At 39.6% G+C, this 19,421-nt stretch carries 18 protein-coding genes; 13 read left to right on the forward strand and 5 right to left on the reverse strand.

The features are described from left to right. The 3 genes from ACYZ0U_RS10320 to trpA are packed head-to-tail and all read left to right on the forward strand — an operon-like array spanning position 1 to position 2,583. The gene (locus tag ACYZ0U_RS10320) at positions 1–630 is read left to right on the forward strand and encodes a phosphoribosylanthranilate isomerase (RefSeq protein ID WP_461452009.1); all 630 of its coding nucleotides are present in this window, start codon (positions 1–3) and stop codon (positions 628–630) included. After that, a complete protein-coding gene (gene trpB / locus ACYZ0U_RS10325) occupies positions 627–1,808 on the forward strand; it encodes a tryptophan synthase subunit beta (protein ID WP_461452010.1) in 1,182 nt (393 codons plus the stop codon). Before ACYZ0U_RS10320 ends, trpB begins: the two co-directional genes overlap by 4 nt. A gap of 4 nt (positions 1,809–1,812) precedes the next feature. Then, positions 1,813–2,583, forward strand: a complete 771-nt coding sequence (gene trpA / locus ACYZ0U_RS10330) for a tryptophan synthase subunit alpha (protein WP_461452011.1) — start codon at positions 1,813–1,815, stop codon at positions 2,581–2,583. Between the two features lie 32 nt (positions 2,584–2,615). Here the strand turns inward: trpA and ACYZ0U_RS10335 are convergent, their stop codons facing one another. Both ACYZ0U_RS10335 and ACYZ0U_RS10340 read right to left on the reverse strand, forming a co-directional pair. Then, entirely contained in the window at positions 2,616–3,236 is a 621-nt protein-coding gene (locus ACYZ0U_RS10335) for an L-threonylcarbamoyladenylate synthase (RefSeq protein ID WP_461452012.1), read from the reverse strand. 152 nt (positions 3,237–3,388) lie between these two features. Then, on the reverse strand, positions 3,389–3,925 hold the full coding sequence (locus ACYZ0U_RS10340) for a YceI family protein (protein WP_461452013.1): 537 nt from the start codon (positions 3,923–3,925) through the stop codon (positions 3,389–3,391). Positions 3,926–4,090: 165 nt separating this feature from the next. On the opposite strand from ACYZ0U_RS10340, the gene ACYZ0U_RS10345 reads away from it, so the two are divergent. Then, positions 4,091–5,731 carry an FMN-binding glutamate synthase family protein gene (locus ACYZ0U_RS10345; protein ID WP_461452014.1) on the forward strand — a complete coding sequence of 547 codons (1,641 nt, stop codon included), beginning with the start codon at positions 4,091–4,093 and terminating at the stop codon, positions 5,729–5,731. Between the two features lie 334 nt (positions 5,732–6,065). Here ACYZ0U_RS10345 and ACYZ0U_RS10350 read toward each other — a convergent pair whose 3' ends face one another. Together ACYZ0U_RS10350 and sucC are read right to left on the reverse strand one after the other, a co-directional pair. Further along, positions 6,066–6,575: a PH domain-containing protein gene (locus ACYZ0U_RS10350; RefSeq protein WP_461452015.1), complete on the reverse strand. Its 510-nt coding sequence runs from the start codon at positions 6,573–6,575 to the stop codon at positions 6,066–6,068. A gap of 148 nt (positions 6,576–6,723) precedes the next feature. Continuing rightward, a complete protein-coding gene (gene sucC / locus ACYZ0U_RS10355) occupies positions 6,724–7,959 on the reverse strand; it encodes an ADP-forming succinate--CoA ligase subunit beta (protein WP_461453697.1) in 1,236 nt (411 codons plus the stop codon). Positions 7,960–8,528: 569 nt separating this feature from the next. Between sucC and ACYZ0U_RS10360 the strand changes: the two genes are divergently transcribed. From ACYZ0U_RS10360 to ACYZ0U_RS10395, 8 genes are all read left to right on the forward strand, one after another. Then, complete coding sequence (locus tag ACYZ0U_RS10360; protein WP_461452016.1) at positions 8,529–9,179, forward strand: ABC transporter ATP-binding protein; 651 nt, start codon at positions 8,529–8,531, stop codon at positions 9,177–9,179. Between the two features lie 3 nt (positions 9,180–9,182). Then, on the forward strand, positions 9,183–9,482 hold the full coding sequence (locus tag ACYZ0U_RS10365; RefSeq protein ID WP_461452017.1) for a hypothetical protein: 300 nt from the start codon (positions 9,183–9,185) through the stop codon (positions 9,480–9,482). A 27-nt stretch (positions 9,483–9,509) separates the two neighbouring features. Next, positions 9,510–10,118: an HAD family hydrolase gene (locus ACYZ0U_RS10370; protein ID WP_461452018.1), complete on the forward strand. Its 609-nt coding sequence runs from the start codon at positions 9,510–9,512 to the stop codon at positions 10,116–10,118. A gap of 103 nt (positions 10,119–10,221) precedes the next feature. Beyond that, positions 10,222–11,691: a S41 family peptidase gene (locus ACYZ0U_RS10375; RefSeq protein ID WP_461452019.1), complete on the forward strand. Its 1,470-nt coding sequence runs from the start codon at positions 10,222–10,224 to the stop codon at positions 11,689–11,691. 22 nt (positions 11,692–11,713) lie between these two features. After that, positions 11,714–12,505, forward strand: a complete 792-nt coding sequence (locus tag ACYZ0U_RS10380) for an RHS repeat-associated core domain-containing protein (protein ID WP_461453699.1) — start codon at positions 11,714–11,716, stop codon at positions 12,503–12,505. After that, a complete protein-coding gene (locus ACYZ0U_RS10385) occupies positions 12,492–13,049 on the forward strand; it encodes a hypothetical protein (protein WP_461452020.1) in 558 nt (185 codons plus the stop codon). The genes ACYZ0U_RS10380 and ACYZ0U_RS10385 overlap by 14 nt, the downstream gene beginning before the upstream one ends. Before the next feature lie 3 nt (positions 13,050–13,052). Continuing rightward, complete coding sequence (locus ACYZ0U_RS10390; protein WP_461453701.1) at positions 13,053–13,835, forward strand: RHS repeat-associated core domain-containing protein; 783 nt, start codon at positions 13,053–13,055, stop codon at positions 13,833–13,835. 1 nt (position 13,836) lies between these two features. Beyond that, positions 13,837–14,286: a hypothetical protein gene (locus tag ACYZ0U_RS10395; protein WP_461452021.1), complete on the forward strand. Its 450-nt coding sequence runs from the start codon at positions 13,837–13,839 to the stop codon at positions 14,284–14,286. 283 nt (positions 14,287–14,569) lie between these two features. On the opposite strand, the gene smc is transcribed toward ACYZ0U_RS10395, so the two are convergent. Beyond that, a complete protein-coding gene (smc, locus tag ACYZ0U_RS10400; protein WP_461452022.1) occupies positions 14,570–18,106 on the reverse strand; it encodes a chromosome segregation protein SMC in 3,537 nt (1,178 codons plus the stop codon). A 661-nt stretch (positions 18,107–18,767) separates the two neighbouring features. On the opposite strand from smc, the gene ACYZ0U_RS10405 reads away from it, so the two are divergent. Then, positions 18,768–19,403 carry an NAD(P)-dependent oxidoreductase gene (locus ACYZ0U_RS10405; RefSeq protein WP_461452023.1) on the forward strand — a complete coding sequence of 212 codons (636 nt, stop codon included), beginning with the start codon at positions 18,768–18,770 and terminating at the stop codon, positions 19,401–19,403. Positions 19,404–19,421: the final 18 nt, after the last annotated feature.

The following is a 19,421-nucleotide window of genomic DNA, read 5'->3' on the forward strand; positions in this document are numbered from 1 at the left end:
ATGAAAATAAAGGTTTGTGGTTTACGTGAAGCGGACAATGTTAAGGCGATTGTTGCTTTAAATTCTGATTACATGGGCTTTATTTTTTATAACGGAACACCACGATTTGTAGGGAATATTGCAATTAATATTATAGATTCAATTCCATCAAACATTATTAAAACTGCGGTATTTGTTAATGAAGATGTTGATAAAATAAAACAAATAATAAACAAATATAGCTTTGATGCCATACAATTACATGGCAGCGAAGGGCCTGAAATAGGTGCAGAATTTAAAGGCCATGTAAAAGTTATTAAGGCATTTGGAATAAACGATGATTTTAATTTTGAAGACCTTTATAGTTATGTTGATCATGTAGATTATTTCCTGTTCGATACAAAAACAAGTATCTACGGCGGCTCAGGTGAAACCTATGACTGGGCTTTGTTAGATAACTATAGGTTTGATGTACCTTTTTTTTTAAGTGGCGGATTAAGTTTGGAAAATTTGGAGTCGGTTAACGAGATTCATCACCCGAAATTTTATGGGGTTGATTTAAACAGCCGGTTTGAGATATCACCTGCACTGAAAAATATTGAGAAATTAGAAATAGCATTTGAAATGCTGAAACAAAACGATAACCAATGAAATACGGAGTTAATGATTTAGGATATTATGGTGATTTCGGTGGGGCATACATCCCTGAAATGCTTTATCCAAATGTTGAAGAGTTAAGGCAGCAATATTTGAATATCATTGAAGATCCGACCTTTAAGGCAGAATTCGATGATCTGATGAAGAATTATGTTGGTCGCCCTTCTCCACTATATCACGCTAAAAGATATTCTGAAAAATATGGCGCAAACATATTTTTCAAGCGTGAGGACCTGAACCATACAGGCTCTCACAAAATCAATAATGCCATCGGTCAAATCTTATTGGCCAAGCGCTTAGGTAAGCATCGAATCATAGCTGAAACCGGTGCAGGACAACATGGTGTAGCCACAGCTACGGTTTGTGCTTTAATGGGCCTTGAATGCATTGTGTACATGGGTGAAATCGATATACAACGCCAGGCGCCAAATGTATCGCGTATGAAAATGCTTGGAGCCAAGGTGGTGCCGGCAACATCGGGCAGTAAAACACTTAAGGATGCTACCAATGAAGCAATGCGCGACTGGATAGCTAACCCGGTTGATACGCATTACATCATTGGTTCTGTAGTTGGCCCGTATCCTTACCCTGATATGGTTGCACGGTTTCAGTCTATTATATCCGCAGAAACAAAGAAACAACTGCTTAAACAAACAGGTAATCAATTACCACAGTATGTAATGGCTTGTGTGGGCGGTGGTAGTAACGCGATGGGTATGTTCTATCATTTTTTGGATGATGAAGATGTGAAGTTGGTAGCTGTTGAAGCAGCCGGAAAAGGGGTAAACACAGGACATTCAGCAGCAACAACATTCTTAGGAAAGGAAGGCGTTTTGCATGGCAGCCGTACCATATTAATGCAAACAGACGACGGGCAAGTTGTTGAACCGTATTCTATTTCGGCTGGCCTGGATTATCCTGGTATTGGCCCGCAGCATGCGCATCTTTACAAAATTAACCGCGCACAATATGTGAGCATTACCGATGATGAAGCGTTGCAGGCAGGTTTACTTTGTTCACAATTAGAGGGAATCATTCCCGCAATAGAAACAGCACATGCATTAGCCTATTTGGAAAAAATACAATTTAAAAAAGATGATAACGTAGTGATCTGCATATCTGGCAGGGGAGATAAGGACTTAGATACATATATAAAATATTTTGGATTTTAACAGCATGAACCGTTTACAAAACCTTTTTAAAAATAAAGCTAACAACCTGTTATCCATTTACTTTACGGCTGGCTACCCTGAGTTAAGTAGTACGGTCGCTATTGCTGAAGCGCTTGAAAAATCAGGTGTAGATTTCCTGGAGATTGGGTTTCCATATTCAGATCCGGTAGCTGATGGCCCGACCATACAACATAGTTCACAACAGGCCTTAGAAAATGGAATGACGCTTCATGTTTTGTTTAAGCAATTGAAAGATTTGCGTAAAACAGTAAGCATCCCCATTTTATTAATGGGATATGTAAACCCAATAGTGCAGTACGGCGTGGAAAATTTTTGCAAAAAAGCTGCTGAGATTGGTGTAGATGGTGTGATTGTTCCTGATTTGCCGATGTATGAATATGAGGCATTGTATTCTAAATATTTTTTAGACAATAATTTGAGTAATATATTTTTAGTAACTCCTCAGACAGCTGAAGATCGAATCCGCAAGATAGACGAGTTGAGCAATGCTTTTATTTATTTGCTTTCATCATCATCTATTACCGGTGGTAGTTTAGATGTTTCAGTTAGTATTGAGGATTATTACAAGCGCATCAAAGCGATGCGGTTGAAAAATCCTACCATCATAGGCTTCGGTATATCTAAAAAAGCAAACTTTGATAAAGCCTGCGAGTATGCTAATGGCGCAATTGTAGGAAGTGCTTTTGTGAAACTTTTAGGCGAAGACGATTATCTGAATAAAATCCCTGCTTTTATAAAGTCTATCAAGCATTAAGAAACTTACGAAGTTTTTAAAACTTCGTAAGTTTAAAGAAATTGTTCTAAATCCCCTTTACCTTCACGGATAACTTCGAAATCACCGCTTGTGCAATCTACTATGGTCGACGCGATATTGCCTCCATAGCCACCGTCGATCACTAAATCAACCAGGTCCTGGTATTTTTCATAGATTAATTCCGGATCGGTTGAGTATTCAATGATCTCGTCATCATCCTTTATAGATGCAGATACTATCGGGTTGCCAAGTGCTTTAACAATTTCTCGCGCTATATTATTATCAGGAACCCTTATACCAACTGTTTTTTTATTAGAATTAAGCAACTTAGGCACGGCATGACTTGCATTGAATATGAATGTAAAGGGTCCCGGCAATGCTTTTTTAATAACCCTGAAAGTTGTACTGTCAATAGGTTTAGTGTAATCCGAAATATGGCTCAGATCATAGCATATAAAGGAGAAATTTGCTTTTTCGGGTTTGATGTTTCTAATCTTACAGATAGCCTCTATTGCTTTTTGATTCGTGATATCACACCCCAAGCCATAAACGGTATCAGTAGGGTAGATGATGAGTCCACCTTTGCGTAAAACCTCTACTACTTGTTCAATTGCTTTTGGATTGGGATTTTCAGGATATATCTTGATTAACATTTTATTATAGCTCAGATATTGGATTTTTGGTTTCGAATTTGTTTCATTAGTAATCGCTTCGCATATATACAACAAAAAGCCAGAACATTAGTTCCGGCTCTATATATCTTAATTAAATTCCGAGATCGGAAATTCGAAATTTAAAAATCGAATTATTTTTGTTTAGCAAACTGAGCGTTGATCAGCAACTTTATATCTTCGCCAACAACTACAGCACCGGCTTCAGTAACACCGCTCCAGGTTAAACCGAAGTCTTTACGGTTAATTTTACCCGAAATTTCAAAACCAGCTTTGGTATTACCGTAAAAATCATCAGCTGCGCCACCAAACTCCACATCAAGAGTTACTTGCTTAGTAACATCTTTTACAGTTAAATCACCAACTAATTTATATTCATCATCACCTGATTTAGTGAATGAGGTTGATTTAAAAGAGATTTTAGGATATTTCTCAGCATCAAAAAATTCAGCGGATTTTAAATGCTCATCACGTTGTGACTGGTTAGTATCAATGCTATTGATATCTAAAGAAAAATTGATTTTAGCATTTGTAAAATCATCATTTTCAGTATCTAACTCGCCTTCAAAGCTTTTGAAAAAGCCGCTTACAGTTGAGATAACCAGGTGTTTTACTTTAAATTGTACTTCTGAGTGCATTGGGTCCAAAACCCATTTTGTTGTTGTTGCCATGATTTCTTATGATTGATTAATGAACAAATGTAAATAAATATATGTTTAAACATCTATTTTAGAATCTAAATTGACATTTTATCGACATTGGCTTGAATCTTTAACCATTCATTTGCAGAATTATTGTGCTAAGCGTTAGATTTACAAGGAATAATCCCTTTACAAATGAGAAAGCTGTTCGTTATATCTGCCTTTATAATTTTAAGTATGCTGATTGCCTGGAGCATCATTTGGCATCCGGCTGTATGGTCACTGGTAGTAGTGGTGCCATTTGTAGTTTTGGGTATTTATGATATGATCCAAACGGAGCACACTATCACCCGCAACTTCCCGGTATTCGGACATTTGCGATTTGTGATGGAAGATCTCCGCCCTAAGATCTATCAATATTTTATAGAAAGCGATACTAACGGAACACCATTTAATCGCCAGTATCGAAGTGTGGTATATCAGCGGGCAAAAATGGATGATGACACACGTCCGTTCGGTACAGAGTTGGATGTTTATGAAAACGGTTACGAATGGCTTAACCACAGCATAGCAGCTATAGATCATACAAAATTAGATATGAGTCCGCGCGTTACCGTAGGAGGGCCAGATTGCCTTAAACCATATTCAGCAAGCGTTTATAACATTTCAGCAATGAGTTTTGGTTCGCTAAGTGAAAACGCGATTCTCGCACTCAACAGCGGTGCCAAAATAGGCGGCTTTGCGCACAACACAGGTGAAGGCGGCCTCAGCCATTATCATCTGCAGCCTGGCGGCGATATCATCTGGCAAATTGGTACTGGTTATTTCAGTTGCCGGCATAAGGATGGCACGTTTGATTATGACGCCTTTGCAGAGCGAGCCGTATTGCCCCAAGTAAAAATGATTGAGATCAAGCTTTCACAAGGTGCTAAACCAGGTCATGGTGGTATATTACCAGCAGCTAAAGTAACTCCTGAAATTGCTAAGATCCGTTTGGTTGAGATGGGAGAGGATGTGATATCGCCGCCATACCATACCGCTTTTTCTAATCCATTGGAAATGATGGCGTTCCTCAAAAAGTTACGCCAGCTTTCTGAAGGTAAGCCGATTGGTTTTAAGCTATGCCTCGGCCACAAAAGCGAATTCCTGGCTATTTGCAAAGCTATGATCAAAACAGGTATACACCCTGACTTCATCACCGTTGATGGGGGCGAAGGCGGCACTGGTGCTGCACCGTTAGAGTTCTCCAACTCTGTAGGTATGCCGTTACGCGAAGCTTTGGCGTTTGTATATGATGCTTTAACGGGCTTCAACCTGAAAAAGCATATCAAGATCATCGCTTCAGGTAAGGTAGCTACCGGGTTCGACCTGGTAAAGAATTTTTCTTTAGGAGCCGATATGTGCAACAGTGCCCGTGGAATGATGTTCGCATTAGGTTGCATACAAGCATTGGAGTGCAATAACAACACCTGCCCTACAGGTGTAGCTACACAGGATAAAAGCCTCATGAAAGGCCTTGTAGTGGAAGAAAAGAAGCAACGTGTATCCAACTTCCACAAGGCAACCGTAGCCAGTGCTATACAGATGATTGGCGCGGCTGGCTTGCAGCACCCGGATGATATTCACCGCATGTTCATCTACCGGCGCGTAAGCAGCAACCAGATCCAAACCTATGCTGAACTATTTCCCTACATACCTAAGGGCAGCCTGCTAAATACCCCATACCCGTCAACCTTTGAACTGGACATGGCTATCAGCAGTGAAAAAACTTTCGTGCCAAATTACGAGTTGGTAAGTACGGTATCCTCTGAGGATGCAAGCGCATACGCAGGATAAGTGTATCAAGAAACAAATGACACAAATGGTACATTTTGAAACACTTTTATCCCCGAAAACGCCCTGATACTGCCTGAAAACGCCATTATTAGATTGAAAATTCGTCATAAAACAAGCTTTTTATGGTCAATTTTGATCCTAAAAAAACCTTTAAAACGGGGTTTTACATCGAAAATAGCATAAAAAAGCCCTGTTTTTTATTGATAAAACTCCTAAAAAACAATCAAGGTATTTTGTTGCTTTTTATTCCAAAGTGAAACACTGCTATGGCTGCTTATCATCAACCAACCAATCCCGACTTGAGTACCGGCATCTATAAATATTTTAATTTGAATTATATTGCTGACGGATTATTTATGGGCGCAAATGAACCCTCAATCGCATTATTGATCTGTCTTTTAAATTCATAAGGGTCGGCAACAGGCGAAAAGATCTCCTCCATTGTACCACCGCTTCTTATAATAATAGTGCCATAGTTAAATATGCGCCCGATGATGCCCTGGTCAATAACCAAACCTTCCGAGCGGTTTAACTGTAACTCGATCAATCTTCTATTAGCAATACCTGTCTTCATCATAATCCTGCGGTTAGTAACCGCGAACTCCGACGAGCTTGAACGAGTGTAAGCGCTTATTAAACCAATTATACTAATCAAAATTAGCAATCCACCAACTACCTTAACGCCTTCTTTTGCTGCAGGACTAAAACCAGAAGTTGATCCATATATCACAATAATTAGCCCAAGTATAAACAACAAAACAGATTTGCCATATATCCACCAATGTAATTGTGCCTTGTAAACTATCTTCTCGTTATTGGCTAAATTCTTCTCAATAAATGTCATAATTACTTTTTGTTTTGTGATAACAATGCAAATGTAATGCTTTTGTTTTTCTGCAAACACCAAATTTTCATTCCAACAAAAAAGGGAGCAACGGCTCCCTTTTTGATATCAATTAGTCGAATGACTCAATGACCTAATTACTCAATGATTAAAGAGCAAGTACTTCCTTAACTCTTGCAGCAGCATCCTTTAACAAGATAGCCGAGAATACTTTTAATCCTGAGTTATCGATCAGTTCTTTAGCCTCAACAGCGTTTGTGCCTTGCAAACGAACGATTATTGGAACAGGTATATTACCGATCTCTTTATAAGCATCAATAACACCTTGGGCAACACGGTCGCAACGAACGATACCACCGAAGATGTTGATCAAAATAGCTTTAACATGCGGATCTTTCAAAATAATGTTGAAGGCTGCCTTTACCGTTTCAGCATTGGCGGTTCCGCCTACGTCTAAAAAGTTAGCAGGCTCGCCACCGGCAATTTTAATGATGTCCATGGTTGCCATTGCTAAACCCGCGCCATTAACCATACAACCAACGTTACCGTCAAGCTTTACATAGTTGAGGTTTGATTTGCTGGCTTCAACTTCCATCGGGTCTTCTTCTGCAACATCGCGTAATGCAGCAAAATCAGGGTGGCGGTACAAAGCGTTATCATCTATATTTACTTTAGCATCAACCGCTAAAATTTTATTGTCGGATGTTTTTAATACCGGGTTAATTTCAAATTGAGAAGAATCGGTAGCATCATAGGCTTTGTATAAAGCGGTAATAAATTTTACCATATCTTTAAAGGCATCGCCTGATAAACCTAAGTTAAAGGCGATGTTACGTGCCTGGAAAGCTTGCAAACCAACTTTAGGATCGATCTCTTCTTTATAGATCAGCTCAGGGGTTGAGTGTGCCACTTCTTCAATATCCATACCTCCTTCGGTCGAATACATAATGATATTTCGGCCTTTAGCACGATCAAGCAATACGCTGATGTAAAACTCTTTAGTTTCGCTTTCGCCGGGATAGTAAACATCTTGTGCTACTAATACTTTAGTAACTAATTTACCTTCGGGGCCGGTTTGCGGGGTAACCAGTTGCATACCTAAAATATCGGTAGCACGTTGTTTAACCTCATCTAAATTTTTGGCTAATTTAACACCGCCGCCTTTACCGCGACCGCCTGCATGAATTTGTGCCTTGATAACAACCCAGCTCGAGTTGTAGTCATCTTTCATTTTTTTTGCAGCTTCAACAGCCTGTTCAACGGTATCAGCAACAATACCTTCCTGAACTCTAACGCCAAAGCTTTTTAGTATGGCTTTACCCTGGTATTCGTGAATATTCATCTTTTGTGTAGAATTTGCGGTAAATCTACAATTTTGTTTGATATAGTGATAAGCGAGGTGGAATTAGTTAAAATTTTTACAATTGACCAGTGAACTATTATATAACTCTTCCGAATGTAATGGCGTTTTCACTCAACCGGTCATCGCTCAGCCGCCCCACCTGCCCTCTCTGCCGCAAGAGGTAAACATGGCGTGGGAAAATTATTGCATTTAACCTCTTTCCGGCGCAGGCGAGGAGTGGGTGGTCGGGCGCAGCAAAGACCGGGTGAGTCAACGGAGCGCGTAAAAGCTTCTGGGCGTTCCCTTCGGCCGGGCTTTTCACTCGTACTATACAGGCCTTAAGCATGGGCCGGTATCTGTTTAAATCCCCAACATAACAAATTCTATGGCAAGACATTTTAAAAGCGATAATTACTTACTGTACTGACAAAATAGTGTCAGCACTTTTTCAAACCAAAACCCCGAAATTTGTATATAGCAGCTTAATGATGTGAGATCGAAAGCTGATGTTGCTCTTTGACATATTAAAACATACGCTATTCTTCAACCAAATCAATAATTCAACCGATCAACCATTCACTAATTCCTAACTTATCACTATTTTTACCGCCATGCTTAAAGCGCAATCCATTCATAAATCCTACGGTCAGCTGCATATTTTAAAGGGGGTAGACCTTGAGGTTGCCAGGGGCGAAATTGTTACCATTGTTGGTGCATCCGGTGCGGGTAAAAGTTCGCTGCTGAATATTTTAGGCACTTTAGACAGGCCCGATAGCGGTCAGTTATTTATTGATAACCAGGAGCTAAGCAAACTTAGCAATAAAAACCTGAGCACTTTCCGTAACCGTAAAATTGGCTTTATATTCCAGTTTCACCACTTATTGAGTGAATTTAACGCGCTGGAAAACGTTTGTATCCCGGCATTTATCGCTGGTACGTCCCGCGGTGAAGCGGAAAAAAGAGCAACACATTTGTTAGAAATATTAGGCCTGGCAGACAGGATAACCCATAAACCAAACGAACTTTCAGGCGGCGAACAGCAACGTGTAGCTGTGGCGAGGGCGCTGATCAATAACCCGGCGCTTATTTTTGCGGATGAACCATCGGGCAACCTGGACTCAACAAACGCGCGTGAATTGCATGAGCTGTTTTTGCGGCTTCGTAAGGAGTTTAATCAAACCTTCGTGATCGTAACGCATAACGACGACCTGGCAGGTTTATCAGACCGCCGGGTAACCATGAAAGACGGTTTAATTATATAACGCGTGAGTATATTAATTACATCGGCAAATTCAGCTGCGGCTTATCAGCTTAAAAGTAAATTATTCACAGGCGACATTATCTTAGGCGATTACGAGGCTTTGCCTGACCTGATGATCAAATCAGGTAAAATGCTTAGGCTTCCCGATCCGAAATCAGCTTCCTACAGCCACCAAATGTTAACCCTTTGTTTAGACAAGGTCATTGACGAGGTGTATGCCCTGCGGGATGAGGAGGCTTCGCTTTTGAGGGAAGCAGAACAACTGTTTTTTGAGTACGGAATTAAAATAATTTATGGTAATTAGAGTTTTATTTCTATCCTTCTCTAACCAATGAAATATACCGACATAGATACGCGTAAAACCGCTTTTATTTTTGAATTGGACAATGTGCTTTATCCTGAAAAAGATTACCTGTTCCAGGTTTATTATTTATTTGCCGGGTACCTGGAATATTTAGACCTGATAGATGCTACAGAAGCGACCAACCTGATGGTTGAGACCTTTAATAAACAGGGCAAAGACGCTGTATTTGCCGCTGTGCAAAAGAAATATGGCTTGAATGATAATTATCACCTGCATTTTAACTTTTTAATGGATACAGCCAACGTTCCGTTAAAGCTTTTGCTTTATCAAAACATGCTGGAGCTGATGCAGGATATTGTTGTCGACCGTAAAAAGCTTTTTATTGTCACCAACGGAAATCCCGCACAGCAGTTAAATAAAATCAAGCATACGGAATGGCATGGGCTGGAGCAGTTTTTGATTTGCTACTTCGCTTGTGAAATTTTACCAAAGCCCGAACCTGACATAGTCAATAAAATATTGGCAGACCATCATTTAAACCGGAGGGATATATTTATGGTCGGCAATACTGATGACGATTTAATGTGTGCCGAAGCCAGCGGTGTTGATTATGTTAATGTAGCGCAATTTTTATAAATTGCAATTATATTATCGGTGTTGGTGGTTAGATTCGAATCCGGCAAATCAGCACAGGTAGTAATAGTAAATCGATTTTGTTTTATAGCGATACCCCGGTAAAATGAAGAAACTTGTTTATTTAATCGTTATTTTAACAACAGCAGTTTTAGCATCGTGCAAAAAGGATAAAAAGGGTGGTTCTTCCACATCTTTTAATCTGGTACAGGATTCGGTTTACTACTACGAAAAAGAAGATTACTTATGGTTTGATGCCATACCGGGTTATAATACCTTCGATCCGCGTTCATATGGCGGCACAAGTAACCTTGGCGCTTTAACTAACGAGCTTAACGCTATATCCCAGCTAAAAATCAATCCGTCTACGGGGCAGCCATATGAATATTATCCCTCAGATCCGGGGACGGCAAAATATTCTTTTTTAGATGACGGAACCAAACAGGCATCATTAAATGGTACAAACACAGATTTTGGTTTTGAACCCTTGTATGCCAATGATAATGATCTGCGCATAAAATATGTAAACCCTAATTCGCCCGCGGCGGCGGCAGGATTGCAACGGGGATACCAGATATTGAGTATAAACGGCAATACTGATCTGTCCTATGACGGTACAACGTCCAACTTTATTATTAACGCAGTTTACTACAGCAGCTCCATAAGCATGCAGGTTCAATTACCTGATGGTACAACAAAAAGCGTTAGCCTTACTACAGCTGCTTATACCGTAAACCCTGTGCTGCTTTATAAAGTATTCAATTTAGGTAGCGGGCATGTAGTTGGTTATATGGTATTTGGTAGTTTTACCGCGCTGGCAAATGCGCAACCACAATTAAATACTGCCTTCAATTATTTTATAGCCAATGGTGTTAATGACCTGGTGGTCGATCTTCGTTATAATGCGGGAGGAGTGGAAAAAACTGCCGCCTATCTGGACGACCTGATAGCGCCGGCAGATAAGAGTAATACCTTAATGTACACGACTTACTTTAATAGCAATTTGCAAAATAATATTTATCCTTTGCTGGCTAAAAAGATAGCGGTTACTCCGGGTATGTTTATTGTTGCCAATAATCAAGTAAATTTTACCAAGGCATTAAGCTTAAATGTTAGTCGCGTATTTTTTATAGTGACCAGCGAAACCGCTTCGGCAAGTGAACTCACCATCAATAACTTATTACCGGAGATGAATGTGCAATTGATAGGGGATACCACGTACGGCAAACCGGTAGGCGAGACGCCAATACCGATCGGGCATTATGTGTTGTACTCGCCGCAGTTTTCGGTAGAGAACTCTGCGGGTAAGGGTAATTATTACAGTGGTATGGCGCCCGGATCATCAACTTACCCGGGCATGCTTGCCGGTGATGATGTAACCAAAAACTTTGGCGATTCCACAGAAATGCTTTTAGCCCACGCCCTCAACTTCGTTAAAAACGGAACCTACAGCATCACCGGCCCAAAAATCCAAAGCCTTGCCTCAAAGCAAAGCTTCTCCATTTACCAGGCAAAAGTCGTTAACAGAAATTTAATCACCCGTAAGTTGAAAGGTATGATATTGAAAACTAAGTAAAAAGGATGCAATTGGTAAAAATATAGGTAGGCATTATGATTATGGCGCGCGTTTCTACGATCCTGTAATTGCACGGTTTACGACAATTGATCCACTTGCAGAGAAAATGAGAAGGTATTCTCCTTATGACTATGCAATAGATAACCCTATTCGATTTATAGACAAAGATGGAATGGGTCCAGGTGATCCGTTATGGACTAAATTTATTGATAAAAAAATCATCGATTATGCGGGAGCTGGCGAGATGAAGATTTTAAAAACGCAAAATGCTAGTGTCGGATCAGTAAAATATAGTAATGATAAGCAACTTTCAGGCAGTTTGTTTTCTAACATTATGAAGGCATATGCGGGAACTACAATACCCGAAGTAATAAATAAAGTTACTGAAAATACAAATTCGTCAAGTATTAAATTTGATGATAATAAAGTTAATATCACTAATGTAGAGGTGAATACAACGGTAGACTTGACAACAAATAAAGTGACTCAGAATACAACAATAGTGTCTACAAATTATAATATAACAGAGGGCAAATATTTTAATCTGACAACTGGAAATGACCCAGGACATCAAGTAGTAGAAAACTCTAATATCACAACGACCACTGATTTATCTAAAAGTAATATTAGTAATGGTCTTAAAAATGAAGTATCAGAAGCTCAACAATTTAATAGAGACCAATCTCAGAACGCTGTAGATGAAAATGGAGATTCCAAACGAATAGATCAATCAATTCAACAACACAATCAAGATGGCACACAAGATGGCATGGATTATGACAAATCAGAAGGACAAAACGATGGCGCTAATTAATAGAATAAATTATTTTCTTACAGCTTTAGGTTTCGCAATAGTCTTAATTGAAGCCTTAGCAAATTATATAAATGGCAGAGTTTTTCTTCATTCCTTATTTGCTCTGGGATTGCTCGCAATTGTTAATATAATTACTTCCTTACATCAACATATAAAAAAAGTTCTTGTAAAACTTTGCATATGTATATTTATACTATTTGCTGATTATACTTATCTAACTTTTTTATATACAATTGATATAACCATATTAGTTGTTCCCGAAAATTTCAAAGGTAACTTAACTGTTTTGTTTGGAAATAAACTTTCAAGAAATAAAATTAAACCTTGTAACAAAATACTTTTAATAGCGACGAACGAAAAAGGCGAATTTGTAACATCGTCTAAATACGAATTACCTTTAAATACAATTATCGTCGCCGAAGAAAAACGTAATAAATTAGATTACTCAAAAAAATTAATATTAAACAATTCATCATTTATTAATTTAGACACTTTGTCTATGAATGTTTATAAATTATCTGGAAATATTACTCAAATTAGATAGTTTATTAGCTGTAGGCAATACGATTACGGCGCAAGGTTCTATGATCCGGTGGTGGCGAGATGGACAACGGTGGATCTACTGGCAGAACTACATCCAGATATTAATCCATATAATTATGTACTTAACAATCCTGTAAATTTTATAGATCAATTTGGTTTAGATACAATAAAACCGAACAACCCAGTTCCGAATGTCGTGAATCCTGGAGACGTAGTTCAAGCTGATGGTAAAAATTACACAGTCAATACTGCTGGTGGTACAATTACAGGGAAAAAGCAAAGTAAAAGCGAAGATAATTCAGACGACGATAATACAATCAACTGGGGGCCAAACGCTAATAGACGGGTTGTTTCTTCATATACTTTAAGAAAGATAAATGAAATAATGGACGCTTCAAACAATCATAATATTTTCATTACAAGTACGCAACGAACACCAAGGGGGCAAGCAAGAGCAATGTATCATAATATTTTAACCCATGGAGTTGCCTTTAGCTACAGACTATACGGCAGATATGGAGATATGGTCACCCGCGTGGCTGAAGAAGGGATAGCAAATGGAGAAAGTGACGACGAAATTGTTAACGATATGACTGATGAAATTATTAGTTTAGGGCCACAAAATGTATCTAGGCATACAGGTGATCCAAATGTTGTTAACGTTTTAGACATTGCACCCAATACTATTAATAACAAAAGAGGATTTATACAAGAAAGTAGAAATCAAGGAGTATTTATTTTAACACCACCGACTGATCCGGCTTTTCATCTTGAAATAAAACAATAATATGAATCAAATAGGAAAAATTTCAATCATCATTGGACTCATGTTTTCTTCAGCATGTCATTCTGAGAATGCTAACAATGCATCAAATGGAAACAATCAAAGTATTGTTGATAGTGCAAATAGACATCCTAATCCAACCAAAGTCAAAAAAGATACTATTAAAAAAGAAGAAAGTATTACTAAATCTGTTGATATAAAAACGGACAGTGTAAACGCATTAGTTGGTTTATGGATTCTTAAGGGAACAGATAATCCTGCGTTTGAAATTAGAAAATCAACCATATATTACCCAGAACATTTTAAATCTTATAAGTATCAGATCAAGGGTGATAGTATTAAGATATCTTATGATGGATATGTTCAAAGTTTCTCTTATGATCTTAAAATAAAGGATACATTGAAGTTGTCTAATCAAGATTATGGCGAAACTGTATATTTTCGAAAGAAATAAGCCATCATTGGTGCAAGAATCGTGTGTGGGACAAGACAACATTATAATAAAGCCTGGCCCAACGCCAGGCTTTGTTGTTTACTTCTTATAAGCTATTCTTGTTTTAGCATGTTGGATAAGGCCATCTATTGAGTAAAGGATGTGTTCTCTATCTTCATCTGGGAGTTGTTGGATAACTAATACCTTGTTTAGTAAAGATTGGTCTATATTTATATCAGCTTCCCTGCCGGTCTAAGCGTCCACGCTTGAACCCAAACCCAATGAGCGTCCACGCTCACTAAAACTAATCCGCCAACTGTCGCAAATCCACAGGCACCACCCGAGATATTCCCTGCTCCACCATGGTCACTCCGTAAATAATATCCGTGCTGGCAATGGTCCGCTTATTATGTGATACCACGATAAACTGCGACTCCTTCGAAAACTCCCGGATGATGTTATTAAACTTATCAATGTTTGTATCATCCAGCGGCGCGTCAACCTCATCAAAAATACAGAAAGGCGCAGGCTTCAACAGGTAAAGCGAAAACAGGATAGCCGTAGCCGTCAAAGTCTTCTCACCGCCTGATAACTGGTTGATCGACAATGGTCTTTTTCCTTTAGGCCGCGCGATAATGTCAATATCTGATTCCAGCGGTTTATCCGGATCAGTCAATACCAAATCGCATGAATCCTCTTCATTAAACAACGAGCGAAACACCTTTATAAAGTTCTCCCGCACCATAATAAAGGCCGACATAAATTTTTCCTTAGCCGTATCATCTATTTCCTGTATAGTTGCTAATAAAGATGCTTTAGCTTCTGCCAGGTCCTTTTTTTGTGCCTGGATAAACTGGTAACGCTCATTCATTTCGTTGTAAGCTTCTACCGCCATCGGGTTTATCGCCCCGAAATCATCCATTTGCCTTTTTAGCTTTTGTGTTTTCTCCAGCAAGTCATCCTCGCTTTCATCTGTCGGGACTTCAGTATCTAGCAGCTCATTAATATCCACATTAAACTCAACCGAAAGGCGTTCCTTTAAGGCATTAAGCTCAATCTTAAGGTTATTGCGTTGATCTTTAAGCTCGTTCTCAATAAATGCGGCATTATCTTTATTACGGCGCAGGTTGGTTATCTCCGCTTCAGCTTCGGTAATTTTTCCGCGCCATTCGTAATATTCCTGTTCGGCTTGCTGGGTAGCTTTTTCCAGGGCTTCCTTTTGGGCGTACATTTCCAAAAGGTCATCGTCTGAATTATCGGCCAACTGCAGGTTTTCCTGAATAGCAGCTTTTATTTTTTCTAACTCGGCGCTATTTACTTTAATGCGGCCCTCTAAGTGTTCTTTTTGCGTTTCGCGGTAATCCAGGTCTTTCACCAAACCCGACACTTTATTCTGTTGTTGGTGAAAACGGATATTTTCCTGGTTGTAAGTATTCGATTGAACGGATACAAATTCATTCAGCTCATTAAAAATAGCTTGCTTACTAATAAGCAGGTCGTTTTGAATTTGTTTTTGTGTTTTTAGTTCGGCAAGTTCAGGCCTTAATGCCGCCGTTTCCTCAATTATTCCACTGATTTTTTTCGCGATATCATCCTTCCGGTTCAAGCTATTGTTAATAAAAGTCTGATATTGTTCCTGCCGGGTTTTAACCGTGATCAGTTCCGTATTCAAACGGTTAACCTCCAGTTGTTTTTGCTTAAGTTCTTCTGTTTTGTTGGATGCCTTTAAAGCGGCCTGTCTGTTTTGCAACTCTTGTAATTGATCTTTAAAATAATTAACACGGGTATCAAATTGCTTGATTTCTTTAGCTAAATTCTCTAAGTTTTTGGCACGGCCAATCCGTTTACCCTCAAATAAACCCACCGAACCACCTGCCATGGTATGTTTTGATTTATTGAATTTTCCGCTCTTGCCGATAACCACAACACCTTCGGGCAGGAAAGCACTGTTTAACGCTTGCTCATTTCGGTCATCTATTAAATAAACATCCTTTAGCAAATAGTTACACAGGCTTTGGTAATACATATCTACCTCAACCACATCCAAAGCAGGTATGGCGCCATCAAAACTTCCTTTTTGCTGCTGATTATTTTTATAACTATCCAGCACAAAAAATTGTGCCCGCCCCTTAGCCGAATTACTCAATAACTTGATCGCGCTGATCGCCTCATCATAATTATTCACCACGTAATGGTTCATCAGCGGCTCCAGGTAGTTCTCAATCGCTACGCGGTATTCTTCTTTGCAAAATAAAATATCACTGAAGAGGGGAACATTCTTGGCCCAATCTGCATTCTTTTTCAGGAAACGGATCGATTCCGGGAAACCTTCCAGGTTATCAACCATACTTTTGGTAAGGTTATACTCGTTTTGCTTTGCATCCAGTTTACGGCTATCGGCAGTGATGCTCTCTTTTACGATATTAAGTTCACTGTCTATCCCGGTCAGTTGCTCCTGCAATTTCTTTTCAAAATCGACAAGCGTTTGGTATTCCTGGTCTAAAGCTTCGGTGCGTTCCTGCAATTCGGCGACAACCTCGTTAAAATGAGAGAGCTCTACTTCCTTATTTGTTGCGTCCTCCATGTTACGCTGGCTTTCCTGCTCTAAAGCCTGTTGTTGGATCTGTAGTATTTCAAGGTCTTTTTCGGCTTTATAAACCTGATTTTGCAGCTTATTATTATTGGCGGTCAACTCGTTCAACTCATTACGACCTGATGATTGCTGCCCGCGTAGTTCATCAACGGTCTCCTTCAGGTCGGCCAGCTGCACTTGTATGGTTTGCAGCGTTTCATCTTCCTGCAGCTTTTCCTCGGCTAAACGTTTAATGTTATACAACACATGGTTTAGCTGGTTACGGTCGCGTTCCAGTTCTTCGCTCACGCGCGATTCCTTGTCCTTTTGAAACTTCAGTTGCTCATTTTTGATCTTCTTCTCGCTCTCGTAAGTACGGATCTTAGAAACATACTCATTCGTTGTTTTTTGCTGAATAGAAAGATTTTTCTCCCTGTTCAGGCTATCCAGCTTTTGCTGTTGCAAAGCCGCTTCTAACGTATCTATTTGGGCAGATATACCCGATTTTTCCACCTGCTGTACCAGTTCTTTCTCCTCGATCTTTGCCAGCGATTCACTAAAATGCGCTATCCTGAACGAAGCCAGCAAAATACTCAGTGATTTGTATTGATCGCGGATGCGGTAATAACGCTCCGTCTTTTTGGCTTGATTTTCAAGCGTCTTTAGGTTCTTTTCTATTTCGAAAAGCAGATCTTCTACCCGCTCCAAATCGGCCTCGGTATCTTTTAACTTATTGAATGTTTGTTTTTTACGAAGTTTATATTTGGATATTCCCGATGCCTCCTCAAACAAATTTCTGCGCGAACCTTCTTTATTGGTGATGATCTCATCAACCATTCGCAGCTCGATGATAGCGTACGAATCCGAACCGATCCCCGTATCCAGAAATAAATCTGTAATATCCTTCAAACGGCATTGCACATCGTTCAAACGGTACTCGCTCTCGCCGCTGCGATACAATTTACGGGTGATGGTAACCTGCGAAAACTCAACAGGCAGGATATTTTTGGTATTATCGAAAGTCAGCGAAACCTCGGCCAGGTTTGCAGGCTTGCGGCTCTTTGATCCGTTGAAAATGATGTTATCCATTTTCTCCGATCGCAGCATCCTGGTGCTTTGTTCGCCGAGTACCCAGCGGATGGAATCAACTACATTGGATTTACCACAGCCGTTAGGGCCTACAATAGCCGTAACACCCTCATTAAAATTAATGGTGATCTTATCGCCAAAGCTTTTAAAACCCTTGATTTCTAAACTGGTAAGCTGCATTTAAATTAATTGAGGACGCAAAAATTCCGATCTTCAAAGTAGCTATAAAAATTGTTTTTTGAAAATATTTGTTGCGAAGTTAAGTGGGTTGGATACGTGCGACTCCCGCCTCGGAGTGGGAGGAGGGTGGGGTTTAATGGGTTGATTTTACGGTAGCAGAATAGACTTAGTTAAACGCAATAATAAACTCTATCCCAGTGAGTATTATTAGCGATAAAAAAATTCCACCGAATATAAATGCAATCTTTTTCAATTTATTACCATCCTTAGTTCTTCTCCACGAAATAAAATTCAAACATATATTCACCATACCAGTGATTATAATTACTGCTTTTAAAATTGTTAATATTATATAGATGGTGTTTTTGTCCATATTAATTTTAATCGAGATAAGATTTGTTCAAACTTACTAAACAACGCTATATAAAAATATAGTTGTTCTTAAATTTGTCGTGAAATCGATTGTCTTATCATTATTCGCAACCGCTTGTCATTTCGACCGGAGGGAGAAATCTTCTTCACCGGGCAAGCGAACTAAACAAGTCACAGAAAATTTCTGCCTTCGACCGAAACGACAGGAGGTAGAAAACCCACAATCTTTCAATCCCCCGCAAACAAACCCACCACCTTTCTCCTTTATCCATTAACAAACAAACACCTTATGAAAATTGCAGTATTTGGAGCAGGCGGACGTATGGGCAGCCGCATAGTTGATGAAGCGCTTCGCCGTGGGCACGATGTTACCGCCGCGGTCCGTCACCCCGAAAATTACACCAAAACCCATGAACACCTGAAAGTAGCCAAAGCCGACCTATTCAACTCGCAGGATGTAGAAACTGCAGCCTTTAACCAGGATGCGGTCGTAGTATCATACAGTCCCACAAATGGCGCACCCGCATCAACACTAACCGAAGTTGTTGTGCCGATTGTCAACGGCTTAAAACAAGCGCACGTTAAACGACTGATCATAGTAGGAGGAGCAGGCAGTCTGGAAGTTTCGCCTGGAGTTCAATTAGTCGATACACCTGATTTTCCGGCAGAATACAAGGCGGTGTCTTTAGCACATCGCGAAGCACTCAAACTCTACCAAAAAGAAAAAGATTTAGACTGGACATTCGCCTGCCCATCCGCGGAGATCATGCCCGGCGAGCGCACCGGCAAATTCCGTACGGATACCAAACTATTGGTGGATGCTAATGGCAAAAGCCACATATCTATGGAAGATTTCGCCATCGGCATTATCGACGAGATTGAAAACCCGATGCATATCAGGGAAGTGTTTACAATAGGATATTAAGTAGATTAAAGGGCAGAT

Source organism: Mucilaginibacter sp. (genome assembly GCF_965225845.1).
Classification (GTDB): Bacteria; Bacteroidota; Bacteroidia; order Sphingobacteriales; family Sphingobacteriaceae; genus Mucilaginibacter.

Excerpts from the sequence above, each read along its gene's own strand:
- ACYZ0U_RS10320 (WP_461452009.1), top strand. The coding sequence starts at position 1 with ATGAAAATAAAGGTTTGTGGTTTACGTGAAGCGGACAATGTTAAGGCG.
- trpB (WP_461452010.1), top strand. The coding sequence starts at position 627 with ATGAAATACGGAGTTAATGATTTAGGATATTATGGTGATTTCGGTGGG.
- trpA (WP_461452011.1), top strand. The coding sequence starts at position 1,813 with ATGAACCGTTTACAAAACCTTTTTAAAAATAAAGCTAACAACCTGTTA.
- ACYZ0U_RS10335 (WP_461452012.1), bottom strand. The coding sequence starts at position 3,236 with ATGTTAATCAAGATATATCCTGAAAATCCCAATCCAAAAGCAATTGAA.
- ACYZ0U_RS10340 (WP_461452013.1), bottom strand. The coding sequence starts at position 3,925 with ATGGCAACAACAACAAAATGGGTTTTGGACCCAATGCACTCAGAAGTA.
- ACYZ0U_RS10345 (WP_461452014.1), top strand. The coding sequence starts at position 4,091 with ATGAGAAAGCTGTTCGTTATATCTGCCTTTATAATTTTAAGTATGCTG.
- ACYZ0U_RS10350 (WP_461452015.1), bottom strand. The coding sequence starts at position 6,575 with ATGACATTTATTGAGAAGAATTTAGCCAATAACGAGAAGATAGTTTAC.
- ACYZ0U_RS10360 (WP_461452016.1), top strand. The coding sequence starts at position 8,529 with ATGCTTAAAGCGCAATCCATTCATAAATCCTACGGTCAGCTGCATATT.
- ACYZ0U_RS10370 (WP_461452018.1), top strand. The coding sequence starts at position 9,510 with ATGAAATATACCGACATAGATACGCGTAAAACCGCTTTTATTTTTGAA.
- ACYZ0U_RS10375 (WP_461452019.1), top strand. The coding sequence starts at position 10,222 with ATGAAGAAACTTGTTTATTTAATCGTTATTTTAACAACAGCAGTTTTA.
- ACYZ0U_RS10385 (WP_461452020.1), top strand. The coding sequence starts at position 12,492 with ATGGCGCTAATTAATAGAATAAATTATTTTCTTACAGCTTTAGGTTTC.
- ACYZ0U_RS10395 (WP_461452021.1), top strand. The coding sequence starts at position 13,837 with ATGAATCAAATAGGAAAAATTTCAATCATCATTGGACTCATGTTTTCT.
- smc (WP_461452022.1), bottom strand. The coding sequence starts at position 18,106 with ATGCAGCTTACCAGTTTAGAAATCAAGGGTTTTAAAAGCTTTGGCGAT.
- ACYZ0U_RS10405 (WP_461452023.1), top strand. The coding sequence starts at position 18,768 with ATGAAAATTGCAGTATTTGGAGCAGGCGGACGTATGGGCAGCCGCATA.